Annotated in this window: 13 protein-coding genes; 5 read left to right on the forward strand and 8 right to left on the reverse strand. The window is 70.0% G+C overall.

What is annotated here, in order from left to right; all coding sequences use genetic code 11:
- Complete coding sequence (locus BO221_RS13210) at nt 1-576, reverse strand: DUF2378 family protein (protein WP_073560746.1); 576 nt, start codon at nt 574-576, stop codon at nt 1-3.
- Between the two features lie 155 nt (nt 577-731).
- On the reverse strand, nt 732-5,159 hold the full coding sequence (locus BO221_RS13215; RefSeq protein ID WP_233165953.1) for a DNA topoisomerase 3: 4,428 nt from the start codon (nt 5,157-5,159) through the stop codon (nt 732-734).
- Nucleotides 5,160-5,432: 273 nt separating this feature from the next.
- Here BO221_RS13215 and BO221_RS13220 point away from each other — a divergent pair, with 273 nt between their 5' ends.
- Nucleotides 5,433-5,840 carry a hypothetical protein gene (locus BO221_RS13220; RefSeq protein ID WP_158079836.1) on the forward strand — a complete coding sequence of 136 codons (408 nt, stop codon included), beginning with the start codon at nt 5,433-5,435 and terminating at the stop codon, nt 5,838-5,840.
- A 137-nt stretch (nt 5,841-5,977) separates the two neighbouring features.
- Here the strand turns inward: BO221_RS13220 and BO221_RS13225 are convergent, their stop codons facing one another.
- The 3 genes from BO221_RS13225 to BO221_RS13235 form a co-directional block, all read right to left on the reverse strand.
- Nucleotides 5,978-7,144: an SDR family oxidoreductase gene (locus tag BO221_RS13225; RefSeq protein ID WP_073560749.1), complete on the reverse strand. Its 1,167-nt coding sequence runs from the start codon at nt 7,142-7,144 to the stop codon at nt 5,978-5,980.
- Nucleotides 7,145-7,204: 60 nt separating this feature from the next.
- A complete protein-coding gene (locus tag BO221_RS13230; protein WP_073560750.1) occupies nt 7,205-8,500 on the reverse strand; it encodes an NTP/NDP exchange transporter in 1,296 nt (431 codons plus the stop codon).
- Between the two features lie 187 nt (nt 8,501-8,687).
- Complete coding sequence (locus BO221_RS13235) at nt 8,688-9,980, reverse strand: pyridoxal phosphate-dependent aminotransferase (RefSeq protein ID WP_073560751.1); 1,293 nt, start codon at nt 9,978-9,980, stop codon at nt 8,688-8,690.
- Nucleotides 9,981-10,260: 280 nt separating this feature from the next.
- On the opposite strand from BO221_RS13235, the gene BO221_RS13240 reads away from it, so the two are divergent.
- Nucleotides 10,261-10,743, forward strand: a complete 483-nt coding sequence (locus tag BO221_RS13240; protein ID WP_073560752.1) for a CHRD domain-containing protein — start codon at nt 10,261-10,263, stop codon at nt 10,741-10,743.
- Between the two features lie 141 nt (nt 10,744-10,884).
- On the forward strand, nt 10,885-11,586 hold the full coding sequence (locus BO221_RS13245) for a hypothetical protein (protein ID WP_073560753.1): 702 nt from the start codon (nt 10,885-10,887) through the stop codon (nt 11,584-11,586).
- Between the two features lie 9 nt (nt 11,587-11,595).
- Here the strand turns inward: BO221_RS13245 and BO221_RS13250 are convergent, their stop codons facing one another.
- A complete protein-coding gene (locus tag BO221_RS13250; RefSeq protein WP_073560754.1) occupies nt 11,596-13,563 on the reverse strand; it encodes a 4-alpha-glucanotransferase in 1,968 nt (655 codons plus the stop codon).
- Between the two features lie 224 nt (nt 13,564-13,787).
- Here BO221_RS13250 and BO221_RS13255 point away from each other — a divergent pair, with 224 nt between their 5' ends.
- Both BO221_RS13255 and BO221_RS13260 read left to right on the forward strand, forming a co-directional pair.
- The gene (locus BO221_RS13255) at nt 13,788-14,228 is read left to right on the forward strand and encodes a type II secretion system protein GspG (protein ID WP_073560755.1); all 441 of its coding nucleotides are present in this window, start codon (nt 13,788-13,790) and stop codon (nt 14,226-14,228) included.
- Nucleotides 14,229-14,321: 93 nt separating this feature from the next.
- Entirely contained in the window at nt 14,322-16,547 is a 2,226-nt protein-coding gene (locus BO221_RS13260) for an ATP-binding protein (protein ID WP_073560756.1), read from the forward strand.
- A gap of 6 nt (nt 16,548-16,553) precedes the next feature.
- On the opposite strand, the gene BO221_RS13265 is transcribed toward BO221_RS13260, so the two are convergent.
- Both BO221_RS13265 and BO221_RS13270 read right to left on the reverse strand, forming a co-directional pair.
- Nucleotides 16,554-17,696: an oxygenase MpaB family protein gene (locus BO221_RS13265; RefSeq protein ID WP_073560757.1), complete on the reverse strand. Its 1,143-nt coding sequence runs from the start codon at nt 17,694-17,696 to the stop codon at nt 16,554-16,556.
- Between the two features lie 108 nt (nt 17,697-17,804).
- Nucleotides 17,805-19,532: a HAMP domain-containing sensor histidine kinase gene (locus tag BO221_RS13270; RefSeq protein WP_143195420.1), complete on the reverse strand. Its 1,728-nt coding sequence runs from the start codon at nt 19,530-19,532 to the stop codon at nt 17,805-17,807.
- Nucleotides 19,533-19,534: the final 2 nt, after the last annotated feature.

A 19,534-nucleotide genomic window follows, 5' to 3' on the forward strand; every position in this document is an offset into this window, starting at 1 on the left:
TCAGCCGTTGGCGGCCTGGGGGAGGGCCTCGCGCCAGCGGATGTCGAAGGTGCAGGCGGTGCCATCGTAGGAGGCCACGTCCACGTACACGCCCCGCGCGCCGGCCAGCTGCTGGGCCCGGAGGATGAAGCCCGCCGCGAAGGAGGGCACGTCGTCGAGGACGTCATTCATCCACAGCTCGCAGTGACGCGGGGAGTGCGCCACCAGTTCGACCTCGATGAAGTTGTTGCCGCTGCGCAGGTCCTGCCCGATGCGCTCCAACATGCGCCGGGGGCCGAGCACCGGGGCCAGCTCCGCCACGACACGCCCCGTGAAGGTCTGCAGGTAGCCCTCCATGAAGTGGATGCCCATCCACCAGTGCGCCTCGACGGGCTGCAGGTGCGGGTAGAGCGCCCCGGAGGCCACGTGCACGAACGTCTTCCACTCGTCGAGCGGATAGGAGACCTCCAGCGGCTTCTCCAGATCCAACCCCGCCTCGCGCAGCCGCCGCCGGGCGAGGCTCGACAGGTTCGCCCCCAGCGCCCGGACGAACAGGGCTTCAACGGCCGTGGCGAACACCACTTTCTCCGGCGACATGACGGTCCCTTCGGCGCCTTATCGGCGCCCTGCCAGGAAAGCGGCTCCGGAGGCGGAGCGCTGCCCTCGTCGGAAGACAGTGCTCACTTTCTCATAAAGAAAAACGCCTCCGCCACTCCCCCTCTTGAAAGAGACACACGGCGGCGCTGTAGGACTCAGGATGACATGCGGCCGACGAGCCCGAGGATGGCCTCGCCGTAGCGCTCGGCCAGCTTGGGGCCGACGCCGTGGACGCGCTGCAGCGCCAGGCCGTCCCGGGGGCGCGCGGTGGCGATGGCGCCGAGCACCTTGTCGGTGAGGATGCGGAAGGCGGGGACGCGCCGGCGGCGGGCCTCGGCGAGCCGCCACGCCTTCAGGGCCTCCACGAGCTGGGGCGAGGGCGTTCCCACGCCGAGCGTCTCCCCACTGCGCCGCGAGCGCTCCAGGGCCCGCGTCAGCGCCTCCCGGCCACGAGGTACCGGGGTGGGGCGTGCCTCGTCCTGCGCCGCGTAATAGGCGGGCTCGGCCCGCTCCAGGGCCTGGCGCTTCCTCCTGCCTCCGGCGGCGGACTCCTTGCGGCGCGAGGCCTTCTTGCGGCCACCTTCCGCCCGGGAGCCCTTGGTCCGCGAGCCACGGCGCTTGCGCGCGGGGGCCTCGTCCGGCAGCCGGGGCAGTTGCACCTGACCAGGAGCGGGCTCGTGCGTGCGCCGGCCCTCGGCCGTGAGCGAGACGCGCTGGAAGGTGATGCTCTGCCCGTCCTTCTCGAAGGTGTCCTCGGACAGGCGCACGAGCCCGGCGCGAACCAGTCCACCGAGGAGCCGCTCGAAGTCGCGCCGGGGCAGCGCCTCGCCGAACAGCTCGCGGTGGAGCCGGCCGGTGGCCTGGGCATCGCGCTCGTGGAGCGCCTCGAGGATGCGCCCGAGCGCGTGCAGCTCGCTGGCGGTGGGCTCGCCGAAGCGGAGGGTGGCGCAAGTGTCGGGCGCGCAGACGTCACACAGGCCGCACTCGGCGCCCGAGTCCTGCAGGTCACCGAAGTGGTCCACCAGGTGCTTCATCCGGCACCCGTGCGACTCGGCGTAGCGGGCCATGTGCTCCAGCTGCGAATGCTTGTGCTCGCGCTGCGCCGCGTACGAGGCCGCCCAGCCCGGCTTGCCCCGGCGCACCGACTCGTCCGGGCTGATTTCCACGCCGCCGTGGATCCACAGCTGCTCGAGCGCCTTGTCGAAGGTGTCCACCGCCACGCGCGCCCGGGCCGCCAGCGACTCCTTCGGCTCCTGCTCCTCGCGCGCCGCCCGGTAGATGCGCTCGAGCACCGAGGGCTCGGGGTAGTCGCGCTCGTGGAAGAACTCGTGCGTGCGCCGGTCGATGAAGGAGTGCAACAGCACCGCGCGCGAGGACTTTCCATCCCGGCCCGCGCGGCCCAGCTCCTGGTAGTAGCCCTCCAGGCTCGCCGGCAGCGCCGCGTGCACCACCGTGCGCACGTCCGCCTTGTCGATGCCCATGCCGAAGGCCGTCGTCGCCACGATGACCTCCAGCCGGCCTCCGAGGAACGCCGTCTGCACCTCGTCCCGCTCCGACGCGCTCATGCCCGCGTGGTACGTGCCCGTGTGGAAGTCCGCGCCCAGCTCCTCCGTGTACCGCTCCGCGTGCTTGCGCGTGGAGGCGTAGACGATGGCCGGCCGGTGCGAGGGGTCCGCGAGCAGCTCGCGGATGGCGTCGGAGCGCTGGCTCGGGTTGAGCTCGCGCACCTCGATGGCGATGTTGGTGCGCCGGAAGCCGTGGATGAAGGTACGCGCGGGCGCGGTTCCCGCTCCCTCGAGCCCGAGCTGCTGGACGATGTCACGCTGCACGTCCGGTGTCGCGGTCGCCGTGAGCGCGATGACGGGCGAGGGACGCAGCATCGGCAGCCGCGCTCCCAGCAGCCGGTAGTCCGGGCGGAAGTCGTGTCCCCACTGGGAGATGCAGTGGGCTTCGTCCACCGCGACGAGTGCCGGCGTACGCCGGGCCAGGAGCTCCACGAAGCCTGGTACTCCGAGCCGCTCCGGCGCGATGAAGAGGAAGTCCAGCCGCCCCTCGAGATAGTCCGCGCACACCTGCCGCGATGTGGCCCGGTCCCTGCCCGAGTGGATTCGCTCCGCCGCCAGGCCGAGCGACTGGAGCCTCGCCACCTGGTCCTCCATCAGCGCGATGAGCGGGCTGATGACCAGGGTCGTTCCCGCTCGCGCGAGGCCCGGGAGCTGGTAGCAGAGGGATTTGCCCGCTCCCGTCGGCATCACCAGCAACAGGTCCTTGCCCTCCGTCGCCGCCCGGCACACCGCCTCCTGGTACGGCCGGAAGTCCGTGAAGCCGAAGACCTCCTTGAGCAGCCCGCGCAGCTCGGAGGGGCGCGTGGGCGGGCGCGCGGTTCGCTCGGGGCGAGTGGTGGGTCCAGGGGAGACGAGGGTGAGCGACGGGCGCGCGGTGTTCCTTTGGGACGAGGGCTCGGCGGCGACCTGGTTGCTCGGGGACCGGCGTAGACCCTCACCCTGACCCTCTCCCAAAGGGAGAGGGGATTCACGCGGACTCAACCTGGGGGCTCCGATACCCTCACCCCGTCCCTCTCCCGAGGGGAGAGGGGATGTTGGCGCTCTTGGGGGGGTGGATCCTCTCGCGGGAGCTCTCGCGGTCACCATCGGCATGGGGAGATTCGGTGGCACCTTGCCCACCACCTCGATGATGTAGGCCTCGATTCCTCTCAGGAACGACTCCAGGTCCCCGCTGCCTCGCTCGATGCGCTGCAGCCACGCCTCCCACTGCCCCGTCATCGCCGGGCTCTTCACGTCCGGATGCACCACCCGGATGAGCCCGATTCCCTTCTCCGTCGCCTCGAACGACTTCCCCCGCCTCTCCAGATAGCCGCGATCCAGCAACGTCTCGATGATCGCCGCGCGCGTCGCAGGCGTCCCCAGCCCCGACTCCCTCATCGCGTCCGCCAGCTCCTTGTCGTCCAGCGTCCGCCCCGCCGTCTCCATCGCCGTCAGCAGGCTCGCGTCCGTCAGCCGCGGCGGCGGTCTCGTCCGCTTCGTCACCGGCTTCACGTCCCGCACCGCCCTCGCCTGCCCCTTCGCCAGCCCCGGCGGCAACTCCTGCTCGTCCTCCGGCTCCTCCGCCTCCGCCTCGCTCCCCTTCTTCCCCGCCTCCTTTGGCTTCGGCGCCTTCTGCCCTCCCCCTACGTCCAGCACCTTCCAGCCCTCGCGCACCACCATCGTGCCCGCGCTGTGGAACCGGTCCACCTCCGACGCCGAGCTCACCGCCGTAATGACCGTCGTCACCGACCAGACGAAGTCCTCGTGCCACGCCGCCAGCAGCCGCCGGCACACCAACTCGTAGATGTGCCGCTCGTCCTGCGCCAGCCTCGCGCGCTCCGGCGACGTCGTCGTGGGGATGATGGCGTGGTGGTCCGCGACCTTCGCGTCATCCACGAAGCGGCGCCCCAGCGGGCGAACCCCCGTCTCCGGCGCCAGCAACGCCTCCCACGGCCCACGAATCGCACGCACCACCTCCGGCAACGTGTCGGCGATCTGCTTGGACAGGTGCCGGCTCGACGTGCGCGGATAGCTCAGCAACTTGTGCTTCTCGTACAACGCCTGCGCCAGCTCCAACGTCCGCTGGGCGCTGTAGCCATACAGCCGGTTCGCGTGACGCTGCAGCTCCGTCAAATCATAGAGCAGCGGCGGCGCCATCCGCTTCGTCTCGGCGGTGACGGACTCCACCGCCGCGCGGCCCGTCTTCACCCGCTCGACGATGCGCCCCGCTTCCTCACCGTCCGCGGACAGACGCCGGGCCTCGCGCGCGTCCCACTCCTTCTCCTTGCCCGGCTCCGCGGGACGGAACCACGTGCCCTGGTAGCTCCCCTGCGGCCCCTCGGCACCCGCCGGCCCGAAGGTGGCCAGAATCTCCAGGTAGTCCTTGGGCACGAAGTCGCGGATGGCCAGCTCGCGCTCCACCACCATCGCCAGCGTGGGCGTCTGCACCCGCCCCACCGAGAGCATGTCCCCGCCGCACGCCAGCGTGTACAGGCGCGTCAGGTTCATCCCCACCAGCCAGTCCGCCCGGCTCCGCCCCTTCGCCGCGTCCGCCAAGGGCTCGTACTCGCGCCCCGGCTTCAACGCGCGGAAGCCATCCCGGATGGCTCCCTCCGTCAGCGACGACACCCACAGCCGCTTCACCGGCTTGCGGCACCCCGCCGCCTCGTAGATGTAGCGGAAGATGAGCTCGCCCTCGCGCCCGGCGTCGGTGGCGCATACCACCGTGTCCACCTCGGGCGCGTTCACCACCCGCTTCACCACCTTGAACTGGCTCGCCGTCTTGTCCTGCACCACCAGCGGCCAGTCTCCCGGCAGCATCGGCAGCACCTCGCGCTGCCAGCGTTTCCACTCGGGCCGCATCTCGTCCGGCTGCGCCAGGCCCACCAGGTGACCGATGGCCCACGTCACCACGTAGCCGTTACCGCGGAAGAACCCGTCGCCCTGCTCGCGAGCGCCCAGCGCCCGGGCGATGTCGCGCGCCACGGCCGGCTTCTCCGCCACCACGGCCAGCACGCCCCGTCCTCCTCCGTCACCCATGATCATCCATCCTCATCGCGGCCTACATCGTTCCATACCGCGCCGACCCCACCCACCTGCAAGGCCGTTCAGCACCCGGCCCGTCCGCCCGGAGAGCGGGCAGGCAGGCACCACGAGTGATTCCCCACCCCGGGTTGGCGCCCTGACGCAACCGATTGGCGTCCGCGAGGAAAACTCCCCGGCGCTCATTGGCCATTATCCCGGCCTGTCACCGATCTCGCTCACGGGTGTGCCACAAGGGGGGAGCCCATGCAGCGCGAGCTGGAGAACAGCATGAAGGCGACGCGTCATCAGGTCCACGGAATGCAGCGGGGCACCGGCAAGGCGGGGGTGGTGCTGCACGTGGGGGGGGAGCAGAACGCGCCGGTGATGAAGACTCTGGTCCGGCTGTCACCAACGGCCGGGCTCTCCGAGCGCGATGGGGGCAACCGGCTGACGGTACCCCGGCTGGCGTCCTTCGCGGGGGCGAAGCGCAGCCAGTTGGCGGTACTGACAGAGGCGGGGGTGACGGACGGGTTGCACGAGGTGGTCACGGGGGTGACGTGCCTCGCGGTGGTCCGGCCACTCTCACCCCGGCTGGCGGTGGCCCCCATCGTGCTCGACAGAGCACAGGACTTCGAGCCGTCCTACGGCCACGACTTCGACCTGGGCGTGGATGTGGGTGGCATCTATAGCTGGTAACACCTCGGAACTCCGAGGTGGACGGCCTGGCGACTCCTGCCCGTCAGAGGGGGAGGGCGGAGCAGCCGGGGCCGGAGTGATGGGGGATGCCACGGTTCAACCCGGGCATCCCCCCTTTTTTTGTCCGCTCCCAGGACTCAGGGCGCGTGGGCCGCCCCGGACCGCTGCTGGTGCCAGGCGGCGAGCACCTCGCGCTCGCGCTCCGGAGGGAGGCCGGCCCGCTTCTGCAGCTCCGCCTGCCGCTCCGGGGGCAGCCCGTTGAACCAGGTGAGGGTGTCGCGCGCCGTGTCCACCGTCGGGCGGAACTTCAGTCCGCGCGCCACCGCCCGGGCGTTGCTGACGGCCGTCATGCCCGCCAGCTCGCCCCCGGGCGTCACCCACACCGGCATGTCCATCCACGCCTTCACGTTGTGCTTCTCCAGGAAGGCGGCATCCGCCCAGGTGAAGGTGGCGTCGCTGTTGCTGGCCTGTTTGCAGGCCTCCAGCAGCCCCTTCATGGTGAGCGGCTTCTCCGGGCCCGTGGCGTTGAAGACGCCCATGTCCCGGTTCTCGATGGTGAGGATCGTCCACTCCGCCAGGTCGCGCACGTCGATGACCTGCGCGGGATCCGAGCCATTGCCGGGAGCAAGCACCTCGCCGCCCCGGGCCACGCGCACCGGCCAGTAGGTGAAGCGCTGCGTGGGGTCATCCGGGCCCACGATGAGGCCGGGGCGGATGTTGGTGGTGCGCCCCGGGAAGGCCGCCTCGGCCGCCTTCTCGCAGAGCGCCTTGAGGGCGCCGTAATTCTCGCGGACGTTCTCGTTGGTGGGGTCCTCCACGGTGGCCAGCGTCGAGTCCTCGTCCATGCCCGGCCGGGGCAGCTCCTTGTAGACGGAGATGGAGGAGATGAAGACGTAGTGGCCCACGTTGGGCGCCAGCAGCTCCGCCGAGGCGCGCACCACGCGCGGCACGTAGCCGGAGGTGTCCACGACGGCGTCCCACGTACGGCCCTCGAGCACCTTCAGGCCCTCGCCGTTCTTGGGGTCTCTATCCCCCTGCAGCTTCTCCACGTCCGGAAAGAGGTGGGGCCGCGTCTTGCCGCGGTTGAAGAGCGTGACGGTGTGGCCGCGCGCACGCGCCGCCTCCACCAGTTGAGGCCCGAGGAAGCCCGTGCCGCCGAGGATGAGGATGCGCTTGCCCCCTCCCTTCGGCGCGGACACCTTCGCCACCTCACTCCCCTCCTTCTTGGTGGAAGCACACCCCACGGCCCAGAGCGAACCGGCCGCGGCGGCTCCCTTCAACACCCCTCTGCGAGACAACTTCATGCGGATGAACCCCCTCTTCGGATGAAACGGATGAAGCCGAGCCGGGTCGCACGCCGCGGGTCAGCGGGCCGCGTCCACGGGGGACGCCAGCTCGGGCGTCGCGGCGGGAGCGGAGGGCTCCGGTTTCCGGGCGAGCCGGGCGAGCCACAGGGACACCGCGAGCCACATGCCCGCCAGCGGAATCGTGGCCAGGGACAGCGCCGAGGTGCTCATCCCCAGCTTGTCGAGGCCCGTGTACAGCCAGGAGCTCACCGAGTCGCTGCCGCGGTACACCACCGTGTCGATGAAGCCCTTGGACTTGTACTTCGCCTCGCGGTCCACGCTGGTGAAGAGCACCTCACGCGCGGGCCGCTCGAGGGAGTAGTGCGTGGCGCCGCGCAGCGACTTGAAGGCGATGAGCACCAGCATGGTGGGGAACACCGCCAGCCAGAAGGAGCCGATGGCGGTGACCAGCGGAGCCACCGCCAGCACCAGTCCCAGCCCGAAACGGGACATGAGGTGCCCCGCCACCACCATCTGCAGCACGAGCGTGAGCGCCTGCACCCAGAAGTCGATGTTGGCGAAGGCCGCGGTGCGCGCGTCGGTGCCGGAAGCCACCGAGGCCACGATGTGGGCCTGCTGGTTGTAGAGGAAGGTGGAAGTCGCGGCGTAGAGGAGGATCTGCAACCCCAGCCCCAGCAGCAGGGGCGAGGAGAACAGCAGCCGCAATCCGTCGAAGATGCCTCCTCCCACGGGCGCCTCGGCCGCCGCCTCCCGGGGGCGCGCGATGACGGCCCGGTGCGACAACCGCCGCACGCATTGGGCGCTCACCTCCAACAGCACCGCGGTGATGAGCATCAGGTTGGTGGCCCCCAGCGGCTCGGCCAGGTGCTTGACGAGGAACGGCCCCACCAGCATCCCCACCGTGCCCCCACCGGCGATGAAGCCGAAGAGCCGCCGGCCCTGCTCGCTCTCGAACAGGTCCGCCATGAAGCTCCAGAAGATGGAGACGACGAAGAGGTTGTAGACGCTCACCCAGACGAAGAAGACGCGCGCCACCTGCTCCCGCGCCACCCCCAGCGACAGCACCACGAAGAAGCCCAGCAGGTTGACCAGGAAGAAGCGGTAGACGAGCGGGATGACCCGCTGCCTCGGCCAGCGCGCCACCAGTGCCGAGAACGCTGGCACCGCCACCAGCATCACCATGAACGTCGCCGTGAAGACCCAGGCCACGTTCTTCACGCCCCCCGCCGTCGCCATCTCGTCCCGCAGCGGCTTGAGGATGGCGTAGCCACACATCAGCGTGAAGAAGTACACGAAGGACAGCAGGACCGAGCCCACCTCCTCGTCCTTCACGTTCACGAATTTCTTGAGCATGGGTGCTGGTGCCGTCTCGGAAGCGCTCGGGGAAGGGCTCGGCTACCCTCCGAGCGTGCCGCCATGAACCGGGGCACCCCGGCACTATTCCCGAGGTGCCCGGGGCGCGCCAGCACGGGTCATCAGAACGGATGTCTGGCACCCTCACCCCAGCCCCCTCCCGAGGGGAGAGGGAGGGCATGGACCGCTACCTGCCCACCACCTCGCGCAGCACCGCTTCCACCCGGGGCAGCCCCGCTTTGATCTCCTCCATCGACACGGCGCCCACCGACAGGCGGAACCAGCCCGTATCCGCCTTCAACCCGAAGGCCTGGAAGGGCACCAGCGCGAAGCCCGCCTTGTCCAACAGCAGCTTGCGGATGTCGTCGTTCGTCCGCAGCCCCGCCTTGCCAATCAGATCGAACTGCGCCGACAGATAGATGGCGCCCTGAGGGGCGATGGAGCGCACCGGCAGCCCCGCCGCCTTCATCGCCGAGAAGCCCTGGTGCAGCGCCACCAGCCGCTCGTCCACCCGCTGCTTCATCGTCTCCAGGTAGCCCGCCACCGCCGGCACGTCATCCAGGAAACGCGCTACCGCCACCTGCTCGGCCTTGGGCGCCCACGCTCCCACGTGCCCCAGCACGTCCTTCATCCGCGAGATGATGGACGGCGGCCCCACCGCCCAGCCCACGCGCACGCCCGTGGACGCGAACGCCTTCGAGATGCCATCCACGAACACCGTGTACGGCGCCAGCTCCGGCACCAGCTCCAGCGGCGTCACGTGCTTGGCCTGCCCGAACGTCAGCGTCCAGTAGATCTGGTCGTACATCACGATGAGCGGCTTGCGCCCCTGCGCCTCGCGCTTGCGGTTCTCCTCCACCACCCGCTGGCCGATGTCCTTCAGCGCCTCGGCGGAGATCATCGTTCCCGTGGGGTTGAGCGGGCTGCAAAGGCATAGCAGCCGCGCCTCGGGCAGGTGCGGCGCAAGTTGCTCCACCGTGGGCATGAAGCCGTGCTCGGGACTCGTCACCACCTCCACGGGCTTGGCCCCCACCATGTACGAGTAGTGGTTGTTGTTCCACGAGGGCACCGGGTAGATGACCGTCTCGCCCGCGTCCACCACCGCGCGGAAGATGGCGTAGATGACCGGCCGCGCGCCTCCGGCGATCAGCACGCTCTCCAGCGGATACTTCAGGCCCAGCGCCCGCTCGTAGAAGCGAACCACCGCCTGCCGCAGCGTCAGCACACCATCCGAGGGCGGGTAGTTCGTCTCGCCCGCCTTCAGCGCCGTGCTGATGGCGTCACCCAGCTGCGCGGGAATGGGGAACTCGCGAGGGCTGAAGTCCCCCACGGTGAGGTTGCACACCTGTTTCCCCTGCGCCACCAGTTCGCGGATCTCCCCCGCGATGCGGAGGATTTCGCTGCCGATCAGGCCACGCACCATCGTACCAACGGTGTCGTCCCGTCGAGCGCCAAGCAGGGAAGTGAGGTCGAGAGCCATGGGTGCTTCACTCCAAGGGGGGAAACGCGTCCGGCCGCACGATATACGCGGCGGGGGACGTCCTCCCAGGCGGTCCGTGGGATTTTCCGCGCTCCCTGAAGGGACAACTCCTGGACGCATGCCTTTCTTGCAAGGCCAAGGGACTGCCCGATACCGGGCAGTCCCCATTCCCGTGGCGCGCCCGTGACGCGGAAGTCCTCTAGACACGTGGCCGGGCCGCCGGGCCCGAGACCCACCCCGGGTCCCCCAACACGCCCGGGCGGACAGACAGGAGACACGAATGCACACGTGTGACACGAAGCGCTGGACGGTGCTGGCAGTGCTGGGAGCCGGATTGCTGGCCCTGGCCGGCTGCGGGTCGAAATCCTGGGTGGCCACCACCCAGCTCTCGGGCGCCAACGAGGTCCCTCCCACCGCGGCGCCCGCCACCACGATGGGGATCGCCACCGCCACGCTCGATGGGAACACGCTCTCCATCACCGGCACCTTCAACGGCCTGCAGAGCAACCTGCAGGTGGCCTCCGGCACCGAGAGCGCGGCCCACGTCCACCAGGGCGCCCAGGGAACGAACGGCCCCGCCATCCTCGACCTCACCATCACCACCACGGATCAGCGCAACGGCAGCTACACCGGCACCAAGAATCTCTCCGACGACGAGCAGGAGGCCTTCAAGGGCGGGCTCCTCTACATCAACATCCACACCACCGGAAACCCGAACGGTGAGATTCGCGGCCAGTTCATCCCCACCGAAAAGGACGACTGACGCGCCCGCTCCGGGCGGAACCGGCCCCTTCGTGGTTCCGCCCGAGCCGCCCGTCTTCTCCACCAATCGTGCTGGCACTCGGACGCCGCTCGTGCCACATGGGGCGCCGTCCGGCCCGGAGCCTTGGGCCGCCAGGAGACGATGATGAAGGTGCTTGGACGCTGGATGCCGACGCTGGGACTCGCCGCCTGCCTCACCACCGCGGCCTGCAAGAAGGAGGAGGCCACCCCCACCCCGCCCCCTCCCGCGGAGCCGTCCGCGCCCGCGAAGACCACCCCTCCCCCTCCCGCCGCGCAGCCCACCGGCGCGGGCCCCGTAATGGACACCGATGCCGGAACCTCCGCCGGTGCCACCCCGCCCGCCTCCAACCCTCCGGGCTCTCAGGCCGCACAGGCCGAGGACCCGAAGAACCGCGAGTGGACCGCGGGCCTCATGGACGTCAAGCGCTCCGGCTTCGCCCCCGTGACGATGCGCGAGGTGCGCACCGCCCGCAACGAGGGCTTCGACCGGCTCGTGCTCCAGTTCGACGGCGGCCAGCTGCCCGGCTACCACATCGAGTACGTCGACAAGCCCGTGGTCAAGTGTGGCTCGGGTGACCCCTCCGAGGTCGCCGGCCAGGGCTGGCTGCAGGTCACCGTCCAACCCGCCCAGGCACATGATGGACCCCAGGTCACCGTGGCCGAGCGCGAGCGCAAGCCCGGCCTGCCCGTCTTCGAGGAGCTGGAGCTCACGTGTGACTTCGAGGGCGAGGTCACCTGGGTGCTCGGCGTGAAGCGCCCCAACAAGTACCGGGTGCTGGAGCTGCGCGAGCCCACCCGCCTCGTGGTGGACGTGCAGCACTGAGCACGCCCTTCACCCGCGCCGCAGCTCCGTGGCCAGCCGCTCCAGGGCCGCGATGAGCTGCGCGTGCCGGGTGCGCGCCTCCTCTCCGCCCGCGCTCAGGGCCAACGCCAGCGCCCTCGGCAGGTTGAGCGCCCCATCGTCCGCGAGCTTCTCTCCGTAATCACGCCGGTAGTCCCGGGGAACGCGCAGGCTCCAGTTCTCCTCGTTCACCGTGCCGGGCGCGTTGTACGTCTCCTTCATGCCCAGCAGGTCCGCGAAGAACACCATCACGTTCTCCGCCCGGCTGGCGAAGAGGTCCGCGAACTTCGCCTGCACCAGCAGCCCCGGCTCCTCCAGCAGCCGCCGCGCGAAGTCCTCGCGCCCCTCGTCCTCCGGGTGCAGCCGCCACGCCAGATAGTCCGCCTGGGCCCGCGCCTCGCCCTCCTTACGCCACCGCTCCGCCAGCGCCCAGATGGACTTCGTGTCGTGGTTGCCCACCATGATCCAATCCTGGGGCGCGGCGTTCTCGCTCCGGTACACGTCCCGCGGATTCTTCAGGTCCGCCTTCTGCGTCACGCGGAAACGTCCCAGCCCGTACTGCTCCAGCAGCCGCTGCAACGGATGGGGCAGGGTGCTCAACACCTCGCACAACAGGTCCGACACCTTGCGCCCGTGCGCGTGCGCCGCGGCGATGATGGCGTCGAAGAGCGCGCTGTAACGGCGCACCTGCTCCTGGCTCAACTCGCGTACCCAGCCATCCGCGTAGCGCGGCAGCGAGCGCTCCAACTGCCCTGGCGCCACGATGGCCCAGCGCGCCAGCTCCGGATGGTCCGGCAGGTCCGGCGAGGAGAACAGCCGCGCCCCGTTCTGCACCGCGTGCAGCGCGTTCAACTCTCCCGAGCGGTACACCCACGGACACACCAGGCCATGCGGATGGTCGATGCGCAGCCCGTCATACTCGGAGAGCATCTTGTTCACCCGCGAGCCCATGAACCACAACACCGGCCCGGGCTGCCGCACACCAGGGTACGGCCCCTTCGGGTCGGGAGGCGCGTGGTACTGCCCCGGGTCCAGCACCGGGTAGTTCCACGGCTGGCCCTCGGGGTTGGTGCGGCTGGGCGGCGCCCCCATCAGGTACGAGCCCACGAAGAGCCCCTGGTACGCCCAGGCATCCCTCGGGGAGAAACCAATCTGGAGATCTCCGTACAGCTTCAGGCCCCACGCCGCCGTCCGCTCCCTCAGCGCCGCATGCTGCGAGTGCACCAGGAACTGCTGGAAGGCATAGGCCTCCACCTGCGCCGCGTACTTCGCCAGCAGCACCTGCCGGCGCTTGGCGAACGACGCCTCCTCGCCCGGACGCGGGCTCCACAGCCGCCGGTCCCATTCGCTCGGCCACTCCTTCCAGTAGGGGCGGCCATGCTCCAGGCAGAGCACGTCGTAGAGCGCGTCCCGCTCCAGCCACTCGTGGTGCTGGCGCCGGAAGGTGTCGAAGTGCTCGGAGAGCCAGGCGATGGGGCTGCCGGGCGCTGCCTGGAGCCGCTTGTGCTGGAAGGCTTCCCAGGCCGACTCCAGCGCCTCGTGCTGGGCCCGGAAGGCGTAGCGGTGCGTCACCCGCGCGTCCCCGCCCGGCTTCGCCGAGACGAGTGACTGCAACCGCTCGGGGCGCACCAGCCCGCCCCAGGTTTCCTCGTGCGTGAGCGGCGCGAGCGCCACGTTCAGCACGTTGCGCGAGAAGAGCGTCCCATCGTACGGCGAGGCGTTGTCCTCCGACGTCTGCCCCTGCGGACCGAGCTGGATGCCGTTGAAGCCCAGCTCCCGCGCGAACTCGAGGAAGCCCATGCCCCCTTCCGAGTACGGCGTGCCCCGGCCGGTGTCCTCGCCTGGAGCGCTCGGGAAGCTGGGGTCGTGGATGCTCAACACCAGGTTGCGCACGTTGAGCGCGGCCAGGGCCGCCGTCACGTGTCGCCGGTAGTCTTCGGGCAGGTTTCCTCGGGGCATCGGCACCTGTCTGGGGGAAAGGCCTACCCTAGGGGATGGCGGAGGAACCGTGAACCCCTTCCCGACCGGAGCGGCCCGGCTCCCCCGCGCAGGTGCTGACAGAATGACAGCCGGACACGGGATACCCGGGACAGGCCGGACACGCGCCGGGATGTATCGGTCTCGTGTAACGGAGAGTGTGCCTCGCGCGAGCGGCCGGTACGCGGATTGAAAGGGCTCCGGACATGGCCCCCGCGACTCCCGGACATCCCAAGCTCCACTGGAAGGCCGTCCTGCGCGACCTCTTCCTCACCGTCGTGTCATCCCTGGCCGTCTTCGCGGCCGTGGCGGCGATGCTGTGGTTCGCCCCGCTGTTCATCTTCGGCCACGTGAACTTCGGTCCCCCGAAACAGGAGGCCGCCGAGAACGGCGTGACCGCCATCCAATACGCCCTGAAGCACTTCCACGCGAAGCACCAGCGCTACCCGTCCACCGAAGAGGGCCTCCAGGCACTCGTGAACGGCCACCACCTCGAGCAACTTCCGATCGACCCATGGGGGCTGCCCTATGGGTATGCGCTCCAGGAGGGACGGCCCGTGGTGTGGAGCTACGGCGCCGATGGTGCACCGGGTGGCGAAGGTCCAGATGCGGACATCTCCAGCCGGGAGCCCGCCTCCCACCAGTGAACAGTGGCCGGGCATGTGGATGGACGTCCCCGCGTTCCATTGGGAGCTTTCGAGCCCCCTCGGGGGATTGTCTTCCTCGACCTGGAGTTCCTGATGAGCACGGCGGCCCTTCCTCCCTCGCACCCTTCCCTGCCCGAGAACCGTCCGGCGGGGAACCTGGGGGCGGAGATGCTGGCCCGGCTCTTCGAGCAGGCCCGCCCGCTGGTGGACGCGCTCTTCGCTCAGGTGAACGACGGCGTCACCGTGCAGGAGCAGGACTTCTCGCTGTGCTTCGCCAACCCGGCCGCCGCGCGCATCCTCGGCGCCTCCTCCCCGGAGGAGTTGCTGCGCACGGGCAGCGGCAAGGTATTCGAGCGCTACGACGTCCTCGATACCGCGGGCCATCCGTTGAGCCTCGACCAACTGCCCGGCCGGCAGGTCATCACCCGCGGGAGTGCACCCGAGCGGGTGCTGCGCTTCCGCGACAAGCGGACCGGCGAGGAAGTCTGGAGCCGGGTGTCCTCGGCGCCGGTGCGCGACACGCGGGGCCAGGTGGTGTACGCCATCAACGTCTTCCGGGATGTCACCGAGGTGATGCGCACCGAGGAGCGGCTGAGCCTGCTGGCCGAAGCCGGTGAGCTGCTCTCCGCCTCGCTGGACCTGGAGGGCACACTGGCCGCCACGGCGCGCCTGCTGGTGCCCCGGATGGCGGACTGGTGCGCGGTGCACCTCGCGGGAGACAGCACCCCGTCACGGCAGGTGGCCTCCATCCACATGGACCCCGCCAAGGTGGAGCTGGCACGGCAGCTGGCCGAGCTCTACCCCACGGCCCCCGGGGCCCGGAGTGGCGTCAACCACGTGATGCGCACGGGCCAGCCGGAGCTCACCTCCGACATCACCGACACGATGCTGGTGGCGGCCGCGCGCAGCGAGGAGCACCTGCGCATCCTGCGCGAGCTGGGCCTGCGCTCGCTGATGGTGGTGCCGCTCAACGCCCGGGGGCGGACGCTGGGCACGCTCTCGGTGGCCACCGCCGAATCCATGCGGAGATTGGGGCCCGAGGAGCTGCGGCTGGTGGAGGAACTGGCGCGCCGGGCCGCGCTCGCGGTGGACAACGCCCGCCTCTACACGGAGGCGAAGCGTGCCCAGACGAGACAGGCGGTGGCGCTCGAGGCGGGCCGGATGGGTGCCTGGGAGTGGGACATCCAGGCCCAGCGAGTCACCTGGTCACCCGAGCTGGAGCGCCTCCATGGCATTCCCGAGGGCAGCTTCGGCGGCAGCTTCGAGGACTACCAGAGCGACATGCACCCCGAGGATCGGGAGCGCGTGCTCACCAGCATCCAGCGGGTGGTGGCCGAGCTGCAGCTGGAGCACCACGTGCAGTACCGCATCGTCCTGCCGGACGGGCGGGTGCGCCAGGTGGAGGCCCATGGCCGGCTCACGCTGGACGAGCAGGGCCGGCCCTCGCGGCTGACGGGCGTGTGCACGGACATCACCGAGCGGCTGGCACTGGAGGAGGACGCACGCCGGCTGGTGCGCGAGCAGGCCGCGCGCGCCGAGGCCGAGCGGGCCCGTCAGCACACCGCCGAGCTGCTGGCGAACCTGGAGAAGACCCAGGCCGAGCTGGCCCAGCGCGCCCAGGAGCTGACGCGCTCCAACGCGGACCTGGAGCAGTTCGCCTATGTGGCCTCGCATGACCTGCAGGAGCCGCTGCGGATGGTGGCCAGCTACGTGCAACTGCTGTCGAGGCGTTACAAGGGCAAGCTGGACGCGGACGCGGACGAGTTCATCCGCTACGCCGTGGACGGGGCCACGCGCATGCAGGCGCTCATCAATGACCTGCTGGCCTACTCGCGCGTGGGCACGCGGGGCAAGGAGCTGGTGACGGTGCCGCTGGAGCGAGGCATGGAGCGGGCGCTGTCACACCTGCGCCTGGCGCTGCAGGAGTCCGGCGCGGAGGTGGAGGTGGAGCCGCTGCCCTCGGTGAAGGGAGACGAGACGCAGCTGGCGCAGCTGCTGCAGAACCTGATGGGCAACGCGGTGAAGTTCCGCGGCGAGCGGCCTCCGCGCATCCGCGTGTCGGCCCAACGGGAAGGCGACACGGTGACGGTGGCGGTGGAGGACAACGGCATCGGCATCGAGCCGCAGTACTACGAGCGCATCTTCGCCATCTTCCAGCGGCTGCACGGCAAGGAGGAGTACCCGGGCACGGGCATCGGCCTGTCCATCTGCAAGAAGATCGTCGAGCGCCACGGCGGACGCATCTGGGTGGAGTCCACTCCGGGACAGGGCAGCACGTTCCGCTTCACGCTCGGCGCGGCTGCCACCACCCCGGCCTGAGTGGCGTCAGGCCAGCTGCTGCTCGCGGCTGCGCACGTTCCACGACTCGCGCAGCTGCTCGGGGATGCGGAAGGGCGGGCGCTCGTCGCCGCGGCTCACCCACACGATTCCCTCCAGCAGCTTGCGCCCGAACAGCTCGCTGAGCTTCGCGTTCACGATGTTCGCCTCGTCGCCCTCGTCCATCACCCAGCCCAGCAGCTGCAACGGCTTGATCAACGCGCGCGTCCAGTCCGCCGGCGGCACGGCGATCAAATCCGCCGTCTCGTCGCTGATCAGATGGCGGATGAGCGTGCTGCACAACCCATCGAAGAGGTTGCCGGGAATGATGTGCTCCACCTGCTCGATGAGCGCCTGAGTCATCACCTTGCCCTGCTCGCAGGAGCGGAACACGCGCGCGAAGATGGAGTCCGCCAGGCGGCAGCCCTCCTCGTACGTCTCCGGCAGCAGGCGCTCGTCCACCCCCATCACGTACCCCACCACCCGCCACGCGTGGTAGTAGGCCTGCTCCTCGCGCGGCTCCAGCGTGTAGCCCAGCTTCGTCAGCGCGCGAATCGTCACCACCGAGAACGTCACCAGCGTGCCCGCCATGTCCTCCTGGTTGATGGGCTGGCCCCACTCCGGATTCCACCGGCTGCTCTGACGGATGAGGTGGCGCACCGCCGCGTGCATCAGCCGCACCTTCTGCGCGTCCCGCAGGCCCCAGCCATCCGGCTCCAGGCCCCCCGGCGACATCACGTCCACCACCATCTGCGCCGTCTCGATGATGCGCCGCTTGGTGTCCGTCTGCAGCCGCGCCGTCAGGTGCAGCACCTGCACGCCCTCGGCTCCCGCGTAGCACGTGGGCAGCGACGCGCACACCAGCGCCACCACCGACAGCGAGCCACACCGGCTGAACACCGCCTGCCCCTCGCGGATGAGCTCCTGGTCCGCCCACGAGGGCAGCTTCGCGCTCTGCTCGAAGTAGCCCCGCAACGGCACCGGCAGCTGCTCCGCCGTCACCGTCTCGTGCGCCACCAGCTGCTTCATCAGCTCGTTGGCGGAACCCACCATCCCCTGCGCGAAGAGGCTCTGCACCGCCTCGTCCGCCGGCGGGTCACACACCTCGCGCATGGAATCCAGGAACTCGTTCGTCCAGCGCATGTCCGTCATGAGCAGTACCCCCGCGAAATGGCTTCGCCCTCCGCATCCTCGCGAAGCGCGCGCCGCAGTCTGGCACAGCCCCAAGGACTGTTCGATAAAGGATGCTCGCTCGCCCGCTCAGTGCACGGGGGACTCGGGGGCCAGGGTCCGCTCCCCCCGGGGCGGAGGCCACGGCAGGGTGAAGGAGAAGGTGCTGCCCTGCCCCTGCTCGCTCTCCACCTCCAGGGAGCCGCCATGGGCCAGCACGAGGCCCCGGCTGATGGTGAGGCCCAGCCCCGTCCCCTTCTTTCCCGTTCCTTCTACCTGCCAGAAGGGCTCGAAGAGGTGGGGCAGCGCCTCGGCGGGGATGCCCGGGCCGGTGTCCCGCACGCAGAAGCGCACGAAGCCCCCTCCGGGCACCACCTCCACCGTCACCCTCCCCTCCTCGGGGGTGAACTTCAGGGCATTGCCCACCAGGTTGGACAGCACCTGGAAGAAGCGGTCCCGGTCACACTCCTCCCAGCAGCGCTCCCGTGGCACGCGCGTGCGCAACTCCACCCGCTTCTCGATGGCCAGCGGCTCGAGCAGCACCAGGCCGTCGCGCACCAGGTCGTCCACCGCGTAGCGCCCGAGGACCAGCTTCAGCTGGCCGGCCTGGATGCTCGCCATGTCGAGCAGATCCTTGATGAGCCGGTCCATCCGCTCCACCGAGCGTTCGATGGTCTGGGTGTGCTTGCGGAGCCGCTCGCCTTCCTCACCCGGGGGGATGAACCGCCGCATCAACTGGGTGGTCAGCGCGATGGAGCCCAGCGGGTTCTTCAGGTCATGGCTCACCACGGCCAGCACGTCCTCGCGGGTGCGGACGGCGCGCTGGGCTTCCTGCTCGGCGGCTTCGGCCCGTGAACGCTCACGCTGCTGGACGGCGGCCTCGGCCCGCGCGGCCTGCTCCCGGGCCTCGAGCCGTACCCGCTCCTCCTCGACGCGCTGGCGCCGGGCCTCCACCCGGTCCAACGCGAAGGCGGCGCCCCACACCAGCGCGGCGAAGGCGATGACGTTGCCCACGGCGATGAGCGCCAGCGCGAACGGCAGCGCGTAGGCCCCGGCCCGGTAACCCGTGAGCGCCAGTCCGCTCAGGAGGACGGGCAGGACGAACGCGGGCGGCAACAACCAGCGCGAGAGCACCCCGCCCACACCCGAGTGGGTGACCACGCTCATGAAGCCGCGATCCGGACGGGCGAGGAAGACCCCCGAGGAGATCAGCAGGAAGCACACGGTGGTGTGCACCGCCATCTGCGTGTAGCGGCTGAGACCGGGGAACTCCTCCTGGCCGTAGAGGTAGCCCACGAAGCCCACCAGCGCGATGAGCGCCGAGAACGAGGCCAGGTACTGGGAGGGCCAGCCAACGAACCGCGACTTCAGCTCGATGAACGCGAGCGACACTCCGAGCAGGATGAAGCAGAGGGCCGTGTTGGGCGCCATCCGCCCCGGGTAGCCGAGCTCCACCCCGTGCCGGGTGTCCTCCACCAGGAGGTGGTCGATGCCGAGGTCCACGTCGAAGAGGTACTGGGCGAACGTCAAGCCACTGAGGAGGGTGACGAGCACCGCCGCCACCTGTGCGCTCCGCTGCACCCGGGTGCGCTCGCTGGGAAGCGAGGCCAGCATCAGCGAGGCGCCGGAGAGGATGAAACACAAGGCCGTGTTGGCCTTCATCGTGGGCAGCCCCGGCCGCAGTCCCTTGAGGGAGTCGATGTCCGCCAGCCAGGCCACGAAGACCAGCAGACCCACCGCGAGGACGAGGCCTCCTTGGATGACGGCGAATCCCCGCAGGTTCCGGCACAACCGCGTATGAACCGTTACCTGGGCCAACC

It is taken from the genome of Archangium sp. Cb G35 (assembly GCF_001896145.1).
GTDB classification, from domain to species: domain Bacteria; phylum Myxococcota; class Myxococcia; order Myxococcales; family Myxococcaceae; genus Archangium; species Archangium violaceum.